This window comes from Streptomyces sp. NPDC016677 (assembly GCF_055562815.1).
The window spans coordinates 88021-110239 of the sequence record NZ_JBVHEO010000008.1 but is presented as its reverse complement, the minus strand read 5'-3'; the positions used below and the strand labels follow the sequence as shown (position 1 = coordinate 110239).

15 protein-coding genes are annotated in these 22219 nt (G+C 73.4%); 10 read left to right on the top strand and 5 right to left on the bottom strand.

The annotated features are described in order from the left end of the window. Position 1 precedes the first annotated feature (1 nt). Complete coding sequence (locus ACZ3IG_RS22200) at positions 2–1027, bottom strand: adenosine deaminase (RefSeq protein ID WP_467434361.1); 1026 nt, start codon at positions 1025–1027, stop codon at positions 2–4. Between the two features lie 269 nt (positions 1028–1296). On the opposite strand from ACZ3IG_RS22200, the gene ACZ3IG_RS22195 reads away from it, so the two are divergent. Further along, positions 1297–2166, top strand: a complete 870-nt coding sequence (locus ACZ3IG_RS22195) for a DUF4190 domain-containing protein (RefSeq protein ID WP_467434180.1) — start codon at positions 1297–1299, stop codon at positions 2164–2166. Between the two features lie 502 nt (positions 2167–2668). Here the strand turns inward: ACZ3IG_RS22195 and ACZ3IG_RS22190 are convergent. Continuing rightward, positions 2669–3247, bottom strand: a complete 579-nt coding sequence (locus ACZ3IG_RS22190) for an NADAR family protein (RefSeq protein ID WP_467434178.1) — start codon at positions 3245–3247, stop codon at positions 2669–2671. A gap of 212 nt (positions 3248–3459) precedes the next feature. Here ACZ3IG_RS22190 and ACZ3IG_RS22185 point away from each other — a divergent pair, with 212 nt between their 5' ends. From ACZ3IG_RS22185 to ACZ3IG_RS22160, 6 genes are read left to right on the top strand one after another with little or no spacing between them, the layout of a single operon-like run. Next, the gene (locus ACZ3IG_RS22185; RefSeq protein ID WP_467434177.1) at positions 3460–4959 is read left to right on the top strand and encodes a gamma-aminobutyraldehyde dehydrogenase; all 1500 of its coding nucleotides are present in this window, start codon (positions 3460–3462) and stop codon (positions 4957–4959) included. Positions 4960–5004: 45 nt separating this feature from the next. Beyond that, positions 5005–6252: a polyamine ABC transporter substrate-binding protein gene (locus ACZ3IG_RS22180; protein ID WP_467434176.1), complete on the top strand. Its 1248-nt coding sequence runs from the start codon at positions 5005–5007 to the stop codon at positions 6250–6252. 5 nt (positions 6253–6257) lie between these two features. Then, positions 6258–7415: an ABC transporter ATP-binding protein gene (locus ACZ3IG_RS22175; protein ID WP_467434359.1), complete on the top strand. Its 1158-nt coding sequence runs from the start codon at positions 6258–6260 to the stop codon at positions 7413–7415. After that, entirely contained in the window at positions 7412–8335 is a 924-nt protein-coding gene (locus tag ACZ3IG_RS22170) for an ABC transporter permease (protein WP_467434175.1), read from the top strand. Before ACZ3IG_RS22175 ends, ACZ3IG_RS22170 begins: the two co-directional genes overlap by 4 nt. After that, on the top strand, positions 8335–9138 hold the full coding sequence (locus tag ACZ3IG_RS22165; RefSeq protein ID WP_467434174.1) for an ABC transporter permease: 804 nt from the start codon (positions 8335–8337) through the stop codon (positions 9136–9138). Before ACZ3IG_RS22170 ends, ACZ3IG_RS22165 begins: the two co-directional genes overlap by 1 nt. A gap of 20 nt (positions 9139–9158) precedes the next feature. Then, complete coding sequence (locus ACZ3IG_RS22160; RefSeq protein WP_467434173.1) at positions 9159–10577, top strand: NAD(P)/FAD-dependent oxidoreductase; 1419 nt, start codon at positions 9159–9161, stop codon at positions 10575–10577. Positions 10578–10584: 7 nt separating this feature from the next. Here ACZ3IG_RS22160 and ACZ3IG_RS22155 read toward each other — a convergent pair whose 3' ends face one another. Then, positions 10585–11112, bottom strand: a complete 528-nt coding sequence (locus tag ACZ3IG_RS22155; RefSeq protein ID WP_467434172.1) for a phosphatase PAP2 family protein — start codon at positions 11110–11112, stop codon at positions 10585–10587. 475 nt (positions 11113–11587) lie between these two features. Continuing rightward, complete coding sequence (gene gabT, locus ACZ3IG_RS22150; RefSeq protein WP_467434171.1) at positions 11588–12922, bottom strand: 4-aminobutyrate--2-oxoglutarate transaminase; 1335 nt, start codon at positions 12920–12922, stop codon at positions 11588–11590. A gap of 237 nt (positions 12923–13159) precedes the next feature. Here gabT and ACZ3IG_RS22145 point away from each other — a divergent pair, with 237 nt between their 5' ends. From ACZ3IG_RS22145 to ACZ3IG_RS22135, 3 genes are all read left to right on the top strand, one after another. Continuing rightward, entirely contained in the window at positions 13160–15682 is a 2523-nt protein-coding gene (locus tag ACZ3IG_RS22145) for an ATP/GTP-binding protein (RefSeq protein ID WP_467434169.1), read from the top strand. Between the two features lie 115 nt (positions 15683–15797). Further along, positions 15798–17384, top strand: coding sequence for a PucR family transcriptional regulator (locus tag ACZ3IG_RS22140; RefSeq protein ID WP_467434168.1), 1587 nt, complete (start codon positions 15798–15800; stop codon positions 17382–17384). Positions 17385–17622: 238 nt separating this feature from the next. Next, entirely contained in the window at positions 17623–19068 is a 1446-nt protein-coding gene (locus tag ACZ3IG_RS22135) for an aldehyde dehydrogenase family protein (RefSeq protein ID WP_467434167.1), read from the top strand. Between the two features lie 77 nt (positions 19069–19145). Here the strand turns inward: ACZ3IG_RS22135 and ACZ3IG_RS22130 are convergent, their stop codons facing one another. Continuing rightward, positions 19146–21971 carry a glycoside hydrolase family 3 C-terminal domain-containing protein gene (locus ACZ3IG_RS22130; protein WP_467434165.1) on the bottom strand — a complete coding sequence of 942 codons (2826 nt, stop codon included), beginning with the start codon at positions 21969–21971 and terminating at the stop codon, positions 19146–19148. Between the last annotated feature and the right edge of the window lie 248 nt (positions 21972–22219).

The following is a 22219-nucleotide window of genomic DNA, read 5'->3' as shown; positions in this document are numbered from 1 at the left end:
GTCAGGACTCGCGGAGCCAGGCCGCCGTGTAGGAGTCGATCTCCGCCCCGAGCCGGGCCTTGCCGGCCGCGTCGAGGAAGGAGACGTCCACCGCGTTCTTCGCCAGCTCGGCGAGCCCGCGCTCGTCCAGGTCGAGCAGGCGGGCGGCGACGGCGTACTCGTTGTTCAGGTCGGTGCCGAACATCGGCGGGTCGTCGGAGTTGACGGTCACCAGCACTCCGGCGCGCGTGAACTCCTTGATCGGGTGTTCGTCCAGGGTGCGCACCGCGCGGGTGGCGATGTTCGACGTCGGGCACACCTCCAGCGGGATCCGGTGCTCGGCGAGGTGCGCGAGCAGCTTCGGGTCCCGCGCGGAACTGGTGCCGTGTCCGATCCGCTCGGCGCGCAGATACGTCAGCGCGTCCCAGACCGTCTGCGGCCCCGTGGTCTCCCCGGCGTGCGGCACCGAGTGCAGCCCGGCGGCGATGGCCCGGTCGAAGTACGGCTTGAACTGCGGCCGGGGCACACCGATCTCCGGCCCGCCGAGCCCGAAGGACACCAGCCCCTCCGGCCGTACCCGGTCGTCGGTGGCCAGCCGGGTCGTCACTTCGGCGGACTCCAGACCGGCCTCGCCCGGAATGTCGAAGCACCAGCGCAGTACGGTCCCGAACTCGGCCTCGGCCGCCTTGCGGGCGTCCTCGATCGCGTCCATGAAGCCGCGCTCGTCGATACCGCGCCGGACGGAGGAGAAGGGGGTGAGGGTCAGCTCGGCGTACCGGACCTGCTGCCGGGCCAGTTCGCGGGCCACCTCGTACGTCAGCAGCCGGACGTCCTCGGGGGTGCGGATGAGGTCGACCACCGACAGATAGACCTTGACGAAGTGGGCGAAGTCCGTGAACGTGAAGTACTCGGCCAACGCCTCGGGATCGGCGGGGACCTGCGAGTCGCGGTGCCGGGCGGCGAGTTCGGCGACGATCCGGGGAGAGGCGGAGCCGACGTGGTGGACGTGCAGCTCGGCCTTGGGCAGGCCGGCGATGAAGGCACGCAGATCGCGCGGGACCTCGGGGGTGACGAGGTGCTCGGGGCGCGGGCCCGCCCCGGGACCCCGCGTCTGCTCGGTCCGCTCGGTCTGCCCGGTGCGCTCGGTGTGCTCGGTCAAGGGGTTCCTCCCCGGAACGGGGCGTCCTGCGGCGGGTGGGTGCCCGGCGGGACGCGGGTGATCGGCTGATCGTGACTCGGGATCATCGTAGGCCGAGGGCCCGCCGGGAGGGTACGCGCCGTAGCATGACGGCACGTTCGAACAGAGGGGACCCGCGCATGTCCGACGACGCGCAGACGCCGGAAGCCGACGCGCACGGACCGACGGTGCCGCCCGGTGCGGGGCGAGGAGACGCGGTGACCGGGCAGGCGCCGGCGGACCGTTCCGCGGCCGGGCCGGGGGGCGGCGGCAAGGTGTGGCCGCCGCCGGTCAACGACTCCCCGGACGCCTCCGGCGGCTCCGGCCCGCCGGTCCCCGTGCCGGGCGGCTCGACGCCGTGGCCGGCCCCGTCCGCGCCCGGGTCGGACCACCAGACGGTCACGTCCATACCCACCCTGGGCGACCAGCCCGCCGAGGCGGCCCCGACACCGCCGCCCCAGCCGTGGGCGACCCCGTCCGGCACGCCGCCCCACGACGCCGCGTTCGTTCCACCGGCCCACGCGGCACCCGCGCCCGCGTCTCCCGGCCTGTCGCAGGACGCGGCCAACCCCTTCGCGGCGCCCGCGTCCACCCCGCCGCACGGCCAGGCCCGTACTCCCGTCGTCCCCCCGCCCCCGATCGCCCCCGACGGACCGGGCCAGGCCCCCTACGGCTATCCCGGCGCCTACGGATATCCGGGCCACGGCCCCGGTTACGGCGGCGTTCCGCAGGGCTACTACGGCTGGCAGGGCATGGGGCCGCTGCCGCCGAGGAACGGGATGGGCACGGCCGGTCTCGTCCTCGGGATCATCGCGGCCGTGGGTTTCTGCCTGTGGCCGGTCGCCATCCTGCTGGGCGTCCTGGGCGTGATCTTCGGTGTGGTCGGGCGGGCGAAGGCGCGCAAGGGCGAGGCGACCAACTCCGGCCAGGCGCTGGCCGGCATCATCTGCGGGGCGTTCGGTATCGCTCTGGGGATCGGGTTCGCGGTCCTCATCTTCACCAGCGCGTAGGCCTGCCGGCGGCGGGCGGGTTGGCGTGACTGGTCCGGTGCTGTCCGGTGTCCGGCGTGGTGGTTGACGTGGGGTGGGTTGCGCGGCCCGGCGCTGACGGGGTGCCGCCGCGCCCACCCGTGCCGCCCCAGGCGGCACGATCGCCCGCGGTTACGCGGCCTGCGCAGCCCGCGCGAGTGAGCGGCCCCGCGTCCCGCGCGAGTGAGCGGGTCCCCGATGCCGCGCCGACGGCATGGGGACGTACCCGCACTCGCGTACGGCGGCATGGGGACGTACCCGCACTCGCGTACGGCGGGAAGGGGACGGGGTGGGGGGTGTCCGCCCGCAGCGGTTGGCGCGTCAACGCGCTTCACCCCCGTAGGAGACCGACTCCGCGCCGTTCCGAGGACGGACACCCCCCACCCCGGCCCCGACCCACACACCGCACCGAAGGCGCTACGCGCACCCCCACCGAACCCGCACAGGCGCCGCAGGCATCCCCACCCACGACCCCGCACCCGCCCTACGACCTGACGCCCCGCCGCAGCCTCCCCCGCGCCTCCATCAACGCGAACCCCAGCAGATTCGCGCCCCGCCACCGCTCCGGATCGCCCACCCCCTCCTCCGTAGCGGCGAGGCCGATGCCCCAGACGCGGTCCACGGGACTGGCCTCCACCAGCACCCGGTCCCCCGTACGCAGCAGGAACTCCCGCAGCGGGGTGTCCGTGGCGAACTTGTGCACGCTGCCCTCGACGACGATCCCGAACCGCTCCCGTTCCCATATCGCCTCGTCGAAGCCCCGCACCAGCCGCCCCGCCTTCTTCGCCTCGGCGGGATGCCCCGCCGCCAGCACCCGGCGTTCCGCCTCCGCGTCCCGGAACAGCCGGGCCTTGCCGGCCATCATCCAGTGCTCGGCGGTCGCGTACTCCACCCCGTCCACCGTGAACGGCGACGGCCACCACTGACTCAGACAGCCCGCCCCGACCCGCCCGCCCGGACCCGGCCGGTGCCCCCAGAAGTACAGGTACTTGACCCGCGCCCCGGCCCGCACCGCCCCGACCAGTGCTTCCCGACTGTCCGACACCCGCGTGACCTCTCCCATGCCCGCCACTGTCGCACGCGCCGCTGACACCCCGTCCCCCCTTTTCCGCGGCTGCTCGACCCCCGGCCGTACCCAGTCGACAGATTCCGTCGCGTAACCAAATGGCAACAACGGAATCACTTGTTGGAGGTCCACCCCTCTGTCAGGATCGGCACTCACATCGAGTCCGAGCCACACCGGACCCCGCCACGGGGACACCGAGGAGAGCCGACATGCACGACCGCTTCGCGGACGGCGCCCAGTACATCGCGGGCCGCCTCACCCACGGCACCTCCGCCCGCACGCACACCGTCGTCGACCCGGCCACCGGCACCCCGGTCCTCACCTACCGCCTGGCCGGCCCGGCCGACGTCGACGCGGCCGTCGCCGCCGCCCGTGCCGCGTTCCCCGCCTGGGCGGCCGCCACCCCGGCCGAACGCTCCGACACCCTGCACCGGTTCGCCGCCGTCCTCGCCGGCCGGGCCGAGGACCTCGCCCGCGCCGAGTCCCTCCAGTGTGGCAAACCGCTCAAGCTCACCCGAGAGTTCGACGTGCCCGGCACCATCGACAACGCCGCCTTCTTCGCCGGCGCCGCCCGCCACCTCCAGGGCCAGTCGGCCGGCGAGTACTCCGGCGACCACACCTCCTACGTACGCCGCGAACCCATCGGCGTCGTCGGCTCCATCGCCCCTTGGAACTACCCGCTCCAGATGGCCGCCTGGAAGGTCCTCCCGGCCATCGCCGCGGGCAACACCATCGTCCTCAAACCCGCCGAAACAACCCCCCTCACCTCCCTGATGTTCGCCCAGGCTGCCACCGAGGCGGGCCTCCCCGACGGCGTGCTCAACGTCGTCACCGGCACAGGCCCCGAGTCCGGCGAACACCTCGTGGCCCACCCCGACGTCGCCATGACCTCCTTCACCGGCTCCACCGCCGTGGGCAGACGCGTCGCCGAGATCGCGACCACCACCCTCAAGCGTCTCCACCTCGAACTCGGCGGCAAGGCCCCCTTCCTCGTCTTCGACGACGCCGACCTGGAGGCGGCGGCGCACGGCGCGGTGGCCGCCGCCCTCATCAACACCGGCCAGGACTGCACCGCCGCCACGCGCGCGTACGTCCAACGCCCCCTGTACGACGCGTTCGTGGCACGCACCGCCGCCCTCATGGAGACCGTCCGCCTCGGCGACCCCTTCGCCCCCGGAACCGACCTCGGCCCCCTGGTCAGCCACGCGCAGCGCGACCGCGTCGCGGGCTTCGTCGACCGGGCGCGCGACTACGCGCGCGTGGTGACCGGCGGAGCGGCCCCCCAGGACGACGCCCTGAAGGACGGCGCCTACTACCGGCCCACCCTCATCGTCGACGCCCCCCAGGACAGCGAGGCCGTCCAGGGCGAGATCTTCGGCCCGGTCCTCGTCGTCCTGCCGTTCGACACCGACGAGGAGGCCGTCCGGCTCGCCAACGACACCCCGTACGGCCTCGCCGCCTCCGCCTGGACCCGCGACGTGTACCGCGCGAACCGCGTCACCCGCGAGATCAAGGCCGGGTGCGTCTGGATCAACGATCACATCCCGATCATCAGCGAGATGCCGCACGGCGGGTACAAGGCGTCCGGCTACGGCAAGGACATGTCCGCTTACTCCTTCGAGGAGTACACCCAGCTCAAACACGTCATGTTCGACAACACCGCGGTCGCCGCGAAGGACTGGCACCGCACCGTCTTCGGGGACCGCTGAGAAAACCCGCAAGCCGCCGACCGCAGCCGAAAGGGCACCACGCGCATGGAGCAGTACGAGCCGGACCGTCTCTCCCCGGCCCAAGTGGCCGCCATGCGGCGCAGTCTGCGCGACGGCAGGGCCGCCCTGACCCGCCGCTCGCTGCTGCGCGCCTCCGCCACCGGCGCGCTCACGGCCGGCGGTGCCGCCGCGCTGAGCGCCTGCGGCATCCCCGCGGCCGGCACCGCCGGCGGCGGCACCTCCGCGGCGGACCACTCGGCGAAGGAGAAGGAGGTCGCCTTCTCCAACTGGACCGAGTACATGGACGTCGACGACAGCGGCAGGACGCACCCGACCCTCGACACCTTCACCGAGCGCACCGGTATCGCCGTCAAGTACACCGAGGACATCAACGACAACAACGAGTTCTTCGGCAAGATCAAGCCGCAGCTCGCCGCCGGTCAGGACACCGGCCGGGACCTGATCGTCCTCACCGACTGGCTGGCCGCCCGCCTCATCCGCCTCGGCTGGGCGCAGAAGCTCGACCCGGCCAACCTGCCGCACGCCTTCGCCAACCTCTCGCCCCAGTTCCGCACCCCCGACTGGGACCCGGGCCGCGCCTACTCCTACCCCTGGCAGGGCATCTCCACCGTCATCGCCTACAACAAGAAGGCGCTGGACGGCATCGAGGTGAAGACCCTCTCCGACCTCCTCGACAACCCGAAGCTCAAGGGCCGCGTCGGCCTGCTCACCGAGATGCGCGACACCGTGGGCATGGCCCTGCTCGACCTGGACAAGGACCCGGGCCGCTTCACCGACGACGACTACGACGCGGCCGTCGCCCGCCTCCAGAAGGCCGTCGACTCCGGTCAGATCCGCCGTTTCACCGGCAACGACTACACCTCCGACCTCAGCAAGGGCGACTTCGCCGCCTGTCTCGCCTGGGCCGGTGACGTCGTCCAGCTCAAGGCGGACAACCCGGACATCGACTTCCTCGTCCCCGACAGCGGCTACCTCACCTCCAGCGACAACCTGCTGGTCCCCAGCAAGGCCCGGCACAAGACCAACGCCGAACGGCTCATCGACTACTACTACGAGCCGCGGGCCGCCGCCGAACTCGCCGCCTACATCAACTACGTCTGCCCCGTCGACGGAGTGAAGGACGAACTGGCGAAGATCGACCCGGACGCGGCGGAGAATCCGCTGATCCTTCCTGACCAGGCCATGCAGGCCAAGTCCCGTGCCTTCCGTTCGCTCAGTCCGAAGGAAGAGACCGAGTACGAGGCCAAGTTCGCGAAGCTCACGGGGGCGTGACCCACATGATCAACGACAAGGGCGGCGACGTCCGCCTCACCGGCACCGGCAAGACCTACGGCTCCTTCACCGCCGTACACCCGCTGGACCTGACCGTCCCCGAGGGCTCGTTCTTCGCCCTGCTCGGCGCCTCCGGCTGCGGCAAGACCACCACCCTGCGCATGATCGCCGGCCTGGAGGAACCTTCCTGCGGGACCGTGCACCTCGGCGACCAGGACGTCACGCACCTGCCGCCGTACAAGCGCCCGGTGAACACCGTCTTCCAGTCCTACGCTCTCTTCCCGCACCTCGACGTCTTCGAGAACGTCGCCTTCGGCCTGCGCCGGCGCGGCATCAAGTCCGTCAGGAAGCAGGTCGGCGAGATGCTCGACCTGGTCCAGCTCGGCGAGCAGGCCCGCAAGAAGCCGCACCAGCTCTCCGGCGGCCAGCAGCAGCGCGTCGCGGTCGCCCGCGCCCTGATCAACCGCCCCCGCGTCCTCCTCCTCGACGAGCCGCTCGGAGCCCTCGACCTGAAACTCCGCCGCCAGATGCAGCTGGAGCTGAAACGCATCCAGACCGAGGTCGGCATCACCTTCGTGCACGTCACCCACGACCAGGAGGAGGCCATGACCATGGCCGACCAGGTCGCCGTGATGAACGCCGGCCGCGTCGAGCAGCTCGGCACCCCCGCCGGCCTGTACGAGAACCCGCGCACCACCTTCGTCGCCAACTTCCTCGGCACCTCCAACTTCATCGAGGCCGAGGTGGACGGCCGCAGCGGCGCGGACCTCGTGGTGAAGGCGGGCGGCGGCACGCTGGCCCTCCCCGCCGACCGGTGCGGCGCCGCCACGGCGGCCGGCGGCAAGGTACTGGTCGGCGTCCGCCCGGAGAAGGCCGCCCTCGTCCCCGCCGCCGACGCCGGCACGGTCCCCGAGGGCCGCAACCGCGTCACCGGCACCATCGCCGACGCGAGCTTCCTCGGCGTCTCCACCCAGTACGTCGTCGACAGCCCCGTCTGCCGCGACTTCGCGGTCTACGTCCAGAACATCGACCGCGACCCGCGTCTCGTCGCCGGCGCCGAGGTCGTCGTGCACTGGAGCCCGGCCCACACCTTCGGCCTGGACGCCGCGCAGTCCGCCCAGGACGGTACGGAGGCCGCGGGCGTGGAAGAGGCCGCCCGATGACCGCCACCCTCACCGAGGCGTCCCCGGCCGCGCCGCCGGACGGCGCACCCCCGCGCCGCCGCGGCCGCCTCACCCCGTACTGGCTGCTGCTCCCCGGCATCCTCTGGCTGCTCGTCTTCTTCGCGCTGCCGATGGTCTACCAGGCGTCCACCTCCGTGCAGACCGGCTCGCTGGAGGAGGGCTACAAGGTCACCTGGCACTTCGCCACCTACTGGGACGCGCTGTCCGCCTACTGGCCGCAGTTCCTGCGCTCGGTCGCCTACGCCGCCGCCGCGACCGCGCTGTGCCTGCTGCTCGGCTACCCGCTGGCCTACCTGATCGCGTTCCGCGCGGGCCGCTGGCGGAACCTGATCATGGTCCTGGTGATCGCCCCGTTCTTCACCAGCTTCCTCATCCGCACCCTCGCCTGGAAGACGATCCTCGCGGACGGTGGCCCGGTCGTCGGCGCGCTGAACACCCTGCACGTCCTGGACGTCACCGGCTGGCTCGGCTGGACGGCCGGCGACCGGGTGCTCGCCACCCCGCTCGCGGTGGTCTGCGGACTGACGTACAACTTCCTCCCGTTCATGATCCTGCCGCTCTACACCTCGCTGGAACGCATCGACGGCAGGCTGCACGAGGCGGCCGGCGACCTGTACGCCCGCCCCTTCACCACCTTCCGCAAGGTCACCCTCCCGCTCTCCCTGCCGGGCGTCGTCTCCGGCACCCTGCTCACCTTCATCCCCGCCACCGGCGACTACGTCAACGCCGACCTGCTCGGCTCCACCGACACCCGCATGGCCGGCAACGTCATCCAGACCCAGTTCCTGCGCGTCCTGGACTATCCGACGGCCGCCGCGCTCTCCTTCATCCTCATGGCCGCGATCCTCATCATGGTCACGTTCTACATCCGTACGTCCGGGACGGAGGACCTGGTGTGATGACGCCCTTCGTCACCTGGCTCAAGCGCAATCTGGTCGTCCTCGCCGGACTGCTGACGCTCGCCTATCTCCTGCTGCCGAACGTCGTCGTCACGGTCTTCTCCTTCAACGAACCCGCCGGCCGGTTCAATTACGAATGGCGGGAATTCTCGACGGACGCCTGGCAGGACCCGTGCGGCGTCGCCGGTCTGTGCGGCTCGCTCACCCTCAGCCTCCAGATCGCGTTCTGGGCCACGCTCGGCGCGACCGCGCTCGGCACGGCGATCGCCTTCGCGCTCGTCCGCTACCGCTTCCGCGCCCGCTCCGCCGTGAACACGCTCATCTTCCTGCCGATGGCGATGCCCGAGGTGGTGATGGCCGCCTCGCTCCTCACGCTCTTCCTGAACATGGGCGCGCGACTCGGTTTCTGGACGATCCTCATCGCCCACATCATGTTCTGCCTGAGTTTCGTCGTGACAGCCGTGAAGGCCCGCGTCATGTCGATGGACCCCCATCTGGAACAGGCCGCCCAGGACCTCTACGCCGGCCCCTTCCAGACCTTCCTGCGGGTCACGCTCCCCATCGCCGCCCCCGGAATAGCGGCCGGCGCGCTGCTCGCCTTCGCGCTCTCCTTCGACGATTTCATCATCACCAATTTCAACGCGGGCTCGACCGTCACCTTCCCCATGTTCGTCTGGGGCTCGGCGCAGCGCGGAACGCCCGTGCAGATCAATGTCATCGGGACGGCCATGTTCGCCGTCGCCGTCCTGCTCGTCCTCGTCTCGATGGCCGTCGGCCGTCGCCGGACCCGACCGAAAGCATGATTCCGTAGGGAGTTGACATCATGGCCCCGAGCGCCATGACCCGTTGGACCAGGTCTCTTTCCGACGCCCAGCCGGTGCCGTACTGGCTGGACGACCCCGGCCGCCCCCGCCCCGAGTCCGCCCTCACCGGCGCCGAGACCTGCGATCTGCTGGTCGTCGGCGGCGGCTACAGCGGGCTGTGGACCGCGCTGCTCGCCAAGGAACGCGACCCCGGCCGGGACGTCGTCCTGGTGGAGGGCCGCGAGGTGGGCTGGGCGGCCTCCGGCCGCAACGGCGGTTTCTGCGCCGCCTCCCTCACCCACGGCCTGGCCAACGGCCTCGCCCGCTGGCCCGACGAGATCCACCGGCTGGAGGAACTCGGTGCCCGCAACCTCGACGCCATCGAGGACGCCGTCACCCGGCACGCCCTGGACTGCGACTTCGAGCGCACCGGCGAGATCGACCTCGCCACCGAGCCCTACCAGGCGCGGGAGCTGCGGGGCTGGTACGAACAGATCCGGCGCGCGGGCCTCGCCGAGCACGTCGAGTACCTCGACGCCGACGCCGTACGGGAACAGGTCGACTCGCCCACCTTCCGGGCCGGCCTCCACGACCGCCGGGGCGTCGCCCTGCTCAACCCCGCCAAGCTCGCCTGGGGCCTGAAACGGGCCTGCCTCGCCCTCGGCGTCCGCGTCCACGAGCACACCCCCGCGCTCACCCTCACGCCGTACGGCACCGGCATGGCCGTACGCACCCCCTACGGCCTGGTCCGCGCCCGCACCGTGGCCCTGGGCACCAACGTCTTCCCCAGCCTCCTGCGCCGGGTCCGCTCCTACACCGTCCCGGTCTACGACTACGCCCTGATGACCGAGCCGCTCACCTCCGGGCAGCTCGCCTCCATCGGCTGGCGGGGCCGCCAGGGGCTGGCCGACAGCGGCAACCGGTTCCACTACTTCCGGCTCTCCGCCGACAACCGGATCCTGTGGGGCGGCTACGACGCGGTCCACCACTACGGCGGCCGGGTGCGCGCCGAGTACGACGACCGGCCCGAGACCCACGCCAAGCTGGCCGGGCACTTCTTCACCTGCTTCCCGCAGCTGGAGGGCGTCCGCTTCACGCACGCCTGGGGCGGGGCCATCGACACCTGCTCCCGCTTCTCGGCGTTCTTCGGCACCGCCCACCAGGGGCGGGTCGCCTACGCCGCCGGGTACACCGGCCTCGGGGTCGGCGCCACGCGGTTCGGCGCGGAGGTGATGCTGGACCTGCTGGCGGGGGAGCGGACCGAGCGGACCGCGCTGGAGATGGTCCGCAGGAAGCCGCTGCCGTTCCCGCCCGAGCCCTTCGCCTGGACCGGCATCGCGCTGACCAAGTGGTCGCTGGCCCGCGCGGACGCGCACGACGGCCGCCGCAACCTCTGGCTGCGCACGCTGGACCGGCTCGGGCTGGGCTTCGACAGCTAGGGCGCGGTCAGGAACCGCCGGTCCGGCGGCGGCCCACCAGCAGCCGCAGGCAGAACAGCAGCATGCCGAACAGGCACCAGCCGGCCACCACGTCCAGCGGCCAGTGGTAGCCCCGGCGGACCAGTCCGTAGGAGGCGGCGAGGACGAGGACCGTGCCGGCCAGGCACAGCCACCGGCGGACGGCCGCCGAGCGCAGCAGGGGCAGCAGTACCAGCACCGCCGCGCCGTAGGCGACGACGGCGGTGGCCGTGTGGCCGGAGGGGTAGTAGCCGGTGCCCGGTTCCACCGCCGGGGTGCCGGGCCGGTCGGTCCACATCTTGAGGGGGACGACCAGCGCCGGCACCAGTGCCATCAGCAGCGCCCCGGCGAGGGGCGGCAGCCACCATTGGTCTGTACCAGTGGACCGCCCGCGCCAGGCCGCGTACCCCAGCGCGGCCACCAGCACGGGCAGCGCGACCTGGGTGTTGCCGAGGTCGGCGAGGAGTTCGGAGAACCGGTCCGGGCGGACCAACGCCCTGCTCAGCCGCTCGTCCACCCGGATCAGCGGACCGTCCGCGACGACCTGCCAGGTGATCAGCGCGAAGAGCAGGGCGGGCAGCCCGGCGCCCCCGAGAAGGAGGAGGGGGGAGCGGGGGGTCGGCCGCCCCGGAACAGGGGGGGTGGTTCCGAGGCGGCCGAACGGACCGGAACGTCGCGCGCCCCGGGGGGTCTGGGGCGAGCGACCGTCCGATCGGTGAGGAGATCCGAAGCCGGAGGCTCCGTTTGTGTGCGCGAGGGCACGACCAGGCCGCAGCTGGGGAGGCCCCGGCCTGGAGTCACCCACAGTTCCCTGTGGGCGGGGTGTATCTCTCATCTGCGTAGAACCTACGACAGGGGACGGGCCCGAAGACAGGGGCATCCGCGACCTGCCATCCACCCCGCACACCTTCTTCACACGCTCTGCCGTTCACGGAACCAGCCGAGCGGGCGGCGGCTCGGATGCGCGTGGGAGGGGTGCGAGAGGCGGGGGCTCAGATGCGGCCGAGGGCCTGCTCGATGATGTCCAGCCCCTCGTTCAGCAGCTCCTCGCCGATCACCAGCGGCGGCAGGAAGCGCAGGACGTTGCCGTAGGTGCCACAGGTCAGGACCAGCAGCCCCTCGGCGTGGCAGGCCTTGGCGAGCGCGGCGGTCGCCGCCGGGGCCGGCTCCTTGGTGGCGCGGTCCTCGACCAGCTCGATGGCGATCATGGCGCCGCGGCCCCGGACGTCGCCGATGACGTCGAACTTCTCGGCCATGGCGGTGAGGCGGGACTTCATGATCGCCTCGATGTTCTTCGCCTTGGCGTTGAGGTCCAGCTCCTTCATGGTCTCGATGGCGCCGAGCGCGCCCGCGCAGGCCACCGGGTTGCCGCCGTAGGTGCCGCCGAGACCGCCGGAGTGCGCGGCGTCCATGATCTCGGCGCGGCCGGTGACGGCGGCCAGCGGCAGCCCGCCCGCGATGCCCTTGGCGGTGGTGATCAGGTCGGGGACGATCCCCTCGTCCTCGCAGGCGAACCACTGGCCGGTGCGGCAGAAGCCGGACTGGATCTCGTCGGCGACGAAGACGATGCCGTGGTCGGCGGCGAACCGCCGGATCGCCGGCAGGAACCCCTTGGCCGGCTCGATGAAGCCGCCCTCGCCGAGCACCGGCTCGATGATGACCGCGGCCACGTTCTCCGCGCCGACCTGCTTGGTGATCTGGTCGATGGCCTGCGCGGCGGCCTCGGGCCCGGCGTTCCCGGCACCCGTCGGCCAGCGGTAGCCGTACGCCACCGGGACCCGGTACACCTCGGGCGCGAACGGCCCGAAGCCCTGCTTGTACGGCATGTTCTTCGCGGTCAGCGCCATGGTGAGGTTGGTACGGCCGTGGTAGCCGTGGTCGAAGACGACCACCGCCTGCCGCTTGGTGTACGCGCGGGCGATCTTGACGGCGTTCTCGACGGCCTCGGCGCCGCTGTTGAACAGCGCGGACTTCTTGGCGTGGTCGCCCGGGGTCAGCTCGGCCAGCGCCTCGGCGACGGCGACGTACCCCTCGTACGGCGTGACCATGAAACAGGTGTGGGTGAAGTCGGCGAGCTGGGCGGTGGCCCGGCGGACGACGGCCTCGGCGGAGGCGCCGACCGAGGTCACGGCGATGCCGGAGCCGAAGTCGATCAGCCGGTTGCCGTCGACGTCCTCGACGATGCCGCCGCCCGCCCGCGCGGTGAACACCGGCAGCACGGAACCCACGCCCTGCGCGACCGCGGCCGTGCGGCGGGCCTGCAGCTCCTGCGACTTCGGACCCGGGATGGCGGTGACGAGACGGCGCTCCTGCGGAAGTGCGGTCATGCGGGGCTCCTGGTGGTTTTACGGACGCTTACGTTCTTTTCCCGCAGGCTAGGCGTGGCGGACAGGGGTGGGCATGCTCCATGTGGGCGGTGTCGGCCGGCCGGATTGTCCGCGGTGGACAGAGACGTCCCCGGGGCCGGCGACTCCCACCCGGCCGCGTAAGCGGTGAACGCCCGTGCAAGGGCGTTAGATTGACTGGCGATGGTGGACGGAACGGCTGCTCAGGGGGCAGGGGCGATGGACAGCGACGGGAAGCGGGACGTGCGGGGGGCGCGGGTGAATCCCGTGCCGCCTCCGATGCCGCCGACGCGGCCCGCGGTGCCGCCCCGGCCGGCCCGAGCGCCGGGTACGCCTCCGGCACCGGGCATGCCCCCGTCGCCGGGTACGCCACCGGGCACGGTCCAGGCGCCCCCGGGCACGGCCCAGGCGCCGGGTACGCCCCCGGCACCGGGCACACCGCCCGTGCCCCAGCAGCTCCCCCGGTCCGCCTCCACCGTCGCCGCCTGGCTCGACGCGGACCGGCCGGAGGCCCGGCCCGGGATCTGGCGGCAGGGCTACCGCCCGCTCAAGGAGGCGACGGAGAAGCTCGCCCCGGTCACGGTCGTCGGCATGCTCGTTCCGCTGGTGCTGGCGATCGGGGTGTGGTCGTTCTGGCGGCGCGGTGTCGTGCCGTACCAGTTCGTCCTGTTGCGGATGTTCACGCCGAACGACTGGTGGTGGGGCGGCACCAAGGCCACGCCCAAGCCGGTCGAGGGCGAGGCGGTGACGATGCCGGGGGCGCACGCCGCGCTCGTCTACGACGGCCTCTTCTTCGTCGTCCTCGTCCTCGCGGTGGCCGCGCTGGGCAGCTGGCCCGCCATCGCCCGCCACTACACGGGCCACCGGCGCCAGCCGGTCCGCGCCCTGATCGCCGCCGGCCTCGCCCTGATCGCCCTCAGCCTCGTCTTCCCCGAGGCGTTCCCGGGCGCCGGATGGGACCCGGTGCCGGTCGTGGGCCCGCTGCTGTCCCTGACCGTGCTGGTCACGGGCAGCTACGAGCTGATGGCCTCCGTCCTCTACACGGACACGCTGTACGCGGTCGTCACCGCGCTCGTGGTGTGGCCGTTCGCCCGCCTCGGCGGCTGGTGGCCGTACGCCCGGAGCCTGCTCGCCGCCCGCCGGGCCACCCGCGTCCCCAGCGCCGCCCCCGTGGCCGAGCGACCCCGCTCCCAGTGGCCCGCCCTGCGCGACACCGGCCAGCACGAGGCCGCCGAGCTGCTCACCGCCGAGGTCGCCGGGGGCCGGATGAACGACGTCGACTGCACCCGCGTCGAGCACGCCTTCCACCTCGCCCGGCGCGGCGCCGGCCTCGACGCCTTCCGCGACACCGTGCTGCGCCAGGGCGGCGCCGCCTGGACCCACCCGTCCGGCGCCCGCGACCTGCCCCGCCGCGCCGCCCGCCACGACCTGCTCGCCGGCCAGGTGCGCATCGGCCGCTGGGCGCCGGCCGAACGCACCCCGCGCCCCTACCACGACGCCGGCGCCGCCCTCGGCCCCGACGTGCTCGGCACCTCCCTGCTGGCCATCGGCCCCTCCGGCTCCGGCAAGACCCGCACCCTCGTCGAACCGGTGACCGAGGCCCTCGCCCTCCAGGCGCTCACCGGACGCTGCGCCGTCGTCGCCGTCTCCGCCGCGGGCAGCCCGCTCGGCGCGGACGACGCCTTCGACGTGATCGTGCGGATCGGTGACCCGTCCTCCGCCTACGACCTCGACCCCTACGCCGAGTCCGACGACCCGGACGAGGCGGCCGCCCTGCTCGCCGAGGCCCTGGCCGGCGACCTGGAACCGGCGGGCTCCCAGGGCGCCGCCACCGTACTGGCCCAGCTCCTCGGCCCCTTCCGGGCGGTGCACGGCCGCTTCCCCGCCCTGCCGGAACTGCGGGAACTGCTGGAAGGCGGCGACGAGGCGCTGACCGGGCTGCGCGAGGCACTCGTCGCCGCCGGGAACGACGTCATGGTCCGCGAACTCGACGCGCGGCTGCGGCAGACCGGCACGCCGGGCGACGCGGGCCGGGCCCTGGCCGACCGGCTGGGACTGCTGAACCGGCCGGTGTTCGCCGACTTCTTCGGCGGGGGCGGACCGGGCCGGCCCTTCTCCCTGCGCGCCGTCGCCCACCACCCGCTGCGGGTACGGATCGACCTTCCCGAGCGCGGCCACGAGGAGGCCGGCCGGCTGATCACCCGGCTGGTCCTCGCCCAGTTCCACGCCGTCGTCAGGGAGAGCGGACGCACCCACTTCGCCGGCCTGGTGCTGGACGACGCCACGGGCACCGTCACCGCCGAGTCGGTGCGCCGCATCCAGCGGCTGCGCGGACAGAACGCGGGCGTGCTGCTCGCGCTGCGCACCATCGCCGACGTCCCCGAGGCCCTGCACGGACCGCTCTACGGCGCGGTCGGCTGCCGGATGGCCTTCTGCGGCGTCACCACCTGGGACGGCAGCCGGTTCGCGCAGGCCTGGGGCACCGAGTGGGTGGAGACCACCGAGGTCGCCCAGCACACCGTCTTCGCCGACCAGCCGATGACCCGGGCCTTCCACGCCCTGCGCAAGCTGGTGACGGGCAAGGCGGTCACGACGGACGCGGTCACCGTGAAGCAGGTCGAACGCGAACGCTGGTCCGCCTCCGAGCTGGCGCACGCCGTGCCGCCCGGGCATGCCGTGCTGTCGTTGACGACCGTCAAGGGGGAGCACGCGCCGCCCCTGCTGGTGGATCTGCGGGGCTGACCGTCCCGGCCGCCGCGCCGGGACCGTACAGTGAGGCAGAATCGACACAGGCCGTTCATACGCCGCGGCCAAGACTTCACTGGTCGCACACCACCGACGCGGAGTTGCCGGACCCATGCCCCCGACCCTCGCCTCGCTGGTCCACCACTCCGCGCTGAAGCTGACCGTGCGGGCGGGCCGGGACCGCCTGGACGTGCCCGTGCGCTGGGCCCACGCCAGCGAGCTGGCCGACCCCGTGCCCTACATGGAGGGCGGGGAACTGCTGCTGATCACCGCGCTGAAGCTGGACGCCGAGGACCCCGAGGCGATGCGGCGCTATGTGAAGCGGCTGGCCGGCGCGGGTGTGGTCGGGCTCGGGTTCGCCGTCGGGGTGCATTACGAGGACGTTCCGGCCGCACTCGTCGACGCGGCCGAGCAGGAGGGGCTGCCCCTGCTGGAGGTGCCGCGCCGCACCCCGTTCCTCGCCATCAGCAAGGCCGTCTCCGCCGCGATCGCCGCCGACCAGTACCGGGCGGTGACCGACGGCTTCGCCGCCCAGCGGGAGCTGACCAGACGGGCCCTCGCCGACGGCCCGGACGGGCTGCTGGCCGCGCTGGCCGCCCAGGTCGACGGCTGGGCGGCGCTGTACGACGCCTCCGGCGAGGTGGTGGCCGCGGCACCCGAGTGGGCCGGCCGCCGCGCCGCCCGGCTCACCGCGGACGTACGGCGCCTGCGGGAGCGCCCCGCCCCCGCCTCCGCGGTCGTCGGCGGCACCGAACCCGGCGGCGACACCGACCGGGTCGAGCTGCACTCCATCGGCACCTCCCGCCACCCCCGCGCCGCCCTCGCCGTCGGCACCGCCGCCCCCCTCGGCACCGCCGAGCGCTACGCCCTGCACTCGGCCGTCGCGCTGCTGACCCTGACCACGGAACGCTCCCGCTCCCTGCACGCCGCCGAGCAGCGCATCGGCACGGCCGTCCTCGGCATGCTGCTGGCCGGCGAACCCGACCACGCCCGGACCGTCGCCGGCGACCTCTACGGCGCACTGCTCGACGCGCCCTTCCGGCTGGTCGTCGCCGAACCGGTGCCGGCCGGCGGCGAGCCGCCCGGTGCCCTCGCCGAGGTCGTCGAGGCCGCCGCGGCCCGGGCCGGCGAAGCGGTGCTGGTGGTGCCGCAGGGCGAACGGCTGGTGGTGCTGGCCGCCGACGGGGGAGCGGCGGTCGCCGCCTGTACGGAGTACGCGGCGGCGCTGGAGGCGGGGCGGACGGTCCCGGACGCCCCGGCCGGCGGCGACGAGGAGGCATGGGTCGCCGGACTGTCGGCGCCGTCCGGGCCGATCGGCGCCTCGGCCGCGTACAAGCAGGCCGAACAGGCGCTGTCGGTGGCCCGGCGGCGCGGCCGGATCTGCGTCGAGCACGAGCGGCTCGCGGCCGGCTCGGTGCTGCCGCTGCTCGCGGACGACGCCGTGCGCGCCTTCGCCGACGGACTGCTGCGCGCCCTGCGCGACCACGACGCGACCGGCCGCGGCGACCTGGTCGCCTCGCTGCGGGCCTGGCTGTCGAGGCACGGCCAGTGGGACGCGGCCGCCGCCGACCTCGGCGTCCACCGGCACACCCTGCGCTACCGGATGCGGCGCGTCGAGGAGATCCTCGGCCGCTCCCTCGACGACCCGGACGTACGGATGGAACTCTGGCTGGCGCTGAAGGCGACGGCGGCCCACTGACGCCGGGGCGCCGATGCGGTGCGGCGCCCCGCCGCACCGGTCGCCGACGCCGGGCGCGGCCTTCCGGTACGCCAGGGTGCGGCCGTTCCGGCACGACGCGGTGTGGCCATTGCGGCGCATCGTCCCGCCCCACCACTACAGACCGGACAAGCGCCCCCCTGCCGCCCCGCCCCTACCGTGGACCCAGCACCACAGCTCCACACGTACACACCCCCGACGGGAAGGGCCGGAACCCGACATGACCTCCACCCACGCCTTCTGGCTCGCCGGCCGCCAGGCCACCGGCGAGGACAGCTTCGACGTCACCTCCCCGTGGGACGGCCGCCTCGTCGGCGCCGTGAGCGTCCCGAGCGGGGCGCAGGTCGAGGAGGCGGTGGCCGCCGCCCACGCCGTACGGGACGAGTTCGCCGCCACCCCGGCCCACGTCCGGGCCGCCGCCCTCGACCACGTCGCCCGGCGCCTGGCGGAGCGCGCCGAGGAGGTCGCGCGGCTCATCTCCGCCGAGAACGGCAAGCCCGTCAAGTGGGCCCGGGGCGAGGTCGGGCGGGCGGTCTCCGTCTTCCGGTTCGCCACCGAGGAGGCCCGTCGGTTCAACGGCGGCGAGGCCCAGCGCCTGGACACCGACGCGGGCGGCCAGGGCCGGCTCGCCCTCACCCGCCGCTTCCCCAAGGGCGTCGTGCTCGGCATCGCGCCGTTCAACTTCCCGCTGAACCTGTGCGCCCACAAGGTCGCCCCCGCGATCGCCGCCGGCGCCCCCATCATCCTCAAGCCGGCCCCGGCCACCCCCCTCTCCGCCCTGCTCCTCGGCGAACTGCTCGCCGAGACCGAGCTGCCCGCCGGCTCCTGGAGCGTGCTGCCGGTCCCCAACGACCGGATGCCCGCCCTGGTCCAGGACGAGCGGCTGCCGGTGATCTCCTTCACCGGCTCCGAGCAGGTCGGTTACGCGATCATGGACTCGGTGCCGCGCAAGCACTGCACCCTGGAGCTGGGCGGCAACGGCGCGGCCGTCGTGCTGGCCGACTGGTCCAGCGACGAGGACCTGGACCGGGCCGCGCAGCGGATCGCGGCCTTCTCCAACTACCAGGGCGGCCAGTCCTGCATCTCCGTGCAGCGGGTCATCGCCGACGCCGCCGTGTACGACCGGCTGCTGCCGCGCATCGTCGCCGCCGTCGAGGCCCAGGTGACCGGCGACCCGTCCGACGACAAGACCGACGTCGGCCCGCTGGTCAGCGAGGCCGCGGCGCGGCGGGTCGAGGCGTGGGTGCGGGAGGCCGTGGCGGACGGCGCCACGCTCGCCACCGGCGGGCAGCGCGACGGCGCCTCCTACGCGCCGACCGTCCTCACCGACCTGCCGGCCGGCACCACCCTCGCCCGCGAGGAGGTCTTCGGCCCGGTCCTCAGCGTGCGGAAGGTGAACGGCGAGGCGGAGGCGTTCGCCGCCGTCAACGACTCCAAGTACGGCCTCCAGGCGGGCGTCTTCACCCACGACCTCCAGGCCGCCTTCCGCGCCCACCGCGCCCTGGAGGTCGGCGGCGTCGTCATCGGCGACGTCCCCTCCTACCGCGCCGACCAGATGCCGTACGGCGGCGTCAAGCAGTCCGGGGTGGGCCGCGAGGGCGTGCGGTTCGCGATGGAGGACTACACCTACGAACGGGTGATGGTGCTCACCGGCCTCGCGCTCTGACCACACGGACGACGGCGGGGGTGCGGACCCGCACCCCCGCCGTCGCCGTCGCGCCGGTCATCGGGCGAAGACCCTGATCAGGCCGAGAACCCGATCCCCGCCAGCCGCACCGGCCCCCGCAGCCCGACCCGCACATCGTGCACGCCCTCGGCGGTCAGACCGGCGGTCAGGGAGACGTAGTCGTACGGTCCCGAGGTCGGCGTGTCCGTCGACAGCACGGCCCCCACCGGGCCGCCGTCCAGGGACAGTTCGACCACGCCCTCGCCCGCCACCTCGACCGTCACCGAGGTCACCCCCGTGCCGAAGTCGCAGGCGCGGTAGAGGAGTTCGCCGGACTTGTCGGCCGTCGGCGTCACCGCGTCGCCCGACTCCTTGGTCCGGTCCACGATCTCCGTACCGCTCTGCTCGTCGAAGTCGGCCGCCGGCAGGCCCCGTTCGCACACCGGGCGCGGCGCGGCCGGCTCCCCGTCCAGGGTGAGCGTCGTCCGCAGCCGGACGTCCTCGCTGGAAGCGCCCACCAGCAGCGCGTACGGGCCGGGCTCCAGCCGCCACCGGCCGTGCGCCACGTCCCAGTACGCGAAGGCGGACAGCGGAACGGTGAAGGAGACCTCGGCACAGGCACCCGGCGCGAGGGTGACGCGGCGGTGGGCGAGCAGTTCCCGGCGCGGACGCGGCACCGACGGCTGCTCGGCCCGCGCGTACAGCTGGGCCACCTCGTCGGCGGTGACGTCACCGGTGTTGGTCACCGTGCAGGAGACCCGCACCGAGCCGTCACCGGCCTCCGCGCGCAGGTCGCCGTAGCCGAACGACGCGTACGACAGCCCGTGCCCGAACGGGAACAGCGGCGTCCCCTCGAAGTACAGGTACGTCTGCCGGGAGCCGACGATGTCGTAGTCGAGCAGGCCGGGCAGGTCCCGGTCGTCGGCGTACCAGGTCTGCGGCAGGCGTCCGGCGGGGGAGACGTCACCGGCCAGTACGCGGGCCAGGGCGGTGCCGGCCGCCTGGCCGCCGTGCGCGGTCCACAGCACCGCCGGGAGCGGCTCGGTGTCGACGGCGTACGGGTAGGAGGAGACCAGCGCCAGCACGGTGCGCGGGTTGGCGTCCCGGGCGGCGCGCAGCAGCCGTTCCTGGTGGGCGGGGAGCCGCAGCGTCGTGCGGTCCTCGGTCTCGCGGCCGTTGATGTGCGGGTCGTTGCCCGCCACCACCAGCACCACGTCGGCCCGCGCGGCGGCCCGCGCCACCGCCTCCTCGCCGCGCTCGACGGCCTCCAGCGCGAAGACCTCCCCGCCGGACGCGGCAACCTTCACGCCGTCCGCGGTCACCGCTACGTGGTGCCCCGTTCCCGTGTGCCTGAGGAGGTGGCCGTCGCCGTGCGGTTCCAGCCGGAACGTCTCCCGCACCACCCAGCCGCCCGGCTGGTCGGCCGAGGCGCGCAGGTACCCGTCCTCGGCCACCGACAGGTACCGCCCGTCCGGCGCGCGCAGGGTCAGCACGCCCTCGCCCCAGTCGACCAGGGCGAGTTCGGTGCCGGTGGCGTCGGTGGTGAGCGGCGGCAGATCGGTGCGGCCGGCCAGCAGCGCGGGGTCGAGGGCGCCCTCGGCCGCCGGGGCGGGGGCGTCGTCGCCGGCCGGCGGGACGTACAGGAACGTACCGGCCGAGGTGCGCAGCCGGACCCGGTCCACGCCCTCCGCGAACTCGACCTGTCCGGCGCCGAACCGCTCGTACAGGCCCTCCAGCGGGGTGGAGCGGTGGAGCAGGGTGCCGCTGTACCAGTCGAGCTTGCACTCGTCGGCGAGGAGTCCGACGACCGCGAGGCGGCTGCCGGGGGCCAGCGGCAGCAGGCCGCCCTCGTTCTTCAGCAGGACGACCGCCTGCTCGGCCGCCTCCTGGGCCAGCGCCCGGTGTTCCGGGGTGTCGAAGGCGCCCGCCTCCTGGTGGCCGTCGAACTCGCCGAGGCGGAAGCGGACCGAGAGCTGCCGGCGCACCGCCGTGTCGATGCCGGCCTCGGTCAGCAGGGACCGCTCCAGCGCGCCGCGCACCCGCGCGGTGATCTTCGTCGAGTCGGTGCCGTGGTCGGTGAAGCTGTCGACCCCGGCCTTCAGCGCGGCGGCCGTCGCCTCCTCGTGGGTGTCGAAGTAGTGCTCGGAGTCGACCAGGTTGGAGGGGGCGCCCGCGTCCGAGCAGACCAGCAGCTCCTCGTCGGTCCAGACGCGCAGGTGCTCGGCCAGGTAGGGGGAGACGTGGTTGGGGCGGCCGTTGACCAGGTTGTAGGCCGGCATCACCCCGGCCACCGCGCCCGCCTCGACCGTCTCCCGGAAGGCGCGCAGGTCGTACTCGTGCAGGACGCGGGGGCGGACCGAGGAGGAGGCGGTGTCGCGGTCGGTCTCGTTGTTGTGGGCGAGCCAGTGCTTCAGCACGGGGGCGGTGCGCCAGTAGGCCGGATGACTGCCGCGCAGGCCGCGGGTGTAGGCGGTGGCGATCGCCGAGGTCAGCCTCGGGTCCTCGGAGTAGCCCTCCTCGTTGCGGCCCCACAGGGGGTGGCGCAGCAGGTTGACGACCGGGGCCCAGACGTTGAGGCCGACCCGCTCGTCGCGGGCGCGCATCGCGCGGACCTCCGCGGAGACGGCCTCGCCGACCCGGCGGACCAGCTCCTCGTTCCAGGTGGCGCCGAGACCGACGGCCTGCGGGAACACCGTGGCCGGGCCCATCCAGGCCACGCCGTGCAGCGCCTCCTGGCCGGTGCGGAAGGGGGCGACGCCCAGACGGTCCACGCCCGGCGCGAACTGGTGCAGAAATCCGATCTTCTCGTCGAGCGTGAGCCGCGACAGCAGGTCGTCGACGCGCTCCGCGACCGGCGTGCGCGGATCGCGGAAAGGCGGTGTGGGCGGCGTGGGTGCGGTCACGTGGGATTCCCCTTGCGATGTGCGGCGATGCGCTTCCGAAGCGGCTTTCGAAGCGCTTCGATGCTCAGTCGGCAAAGGCTGGGTGTCAAGACGCAGCGGGCCGTTCCGTCCACCTTCACAGCCAGCCCAGAGGGCCCTGGGCTTGTCCGAGCGGCCCCGCACACCTCCGAGGAATCTTGGGAACGACTCTTGTGCCCACCCTCGTGTTCACTTAACCTCGCTGCAACATCGAAGCGCTTCGACGGTGA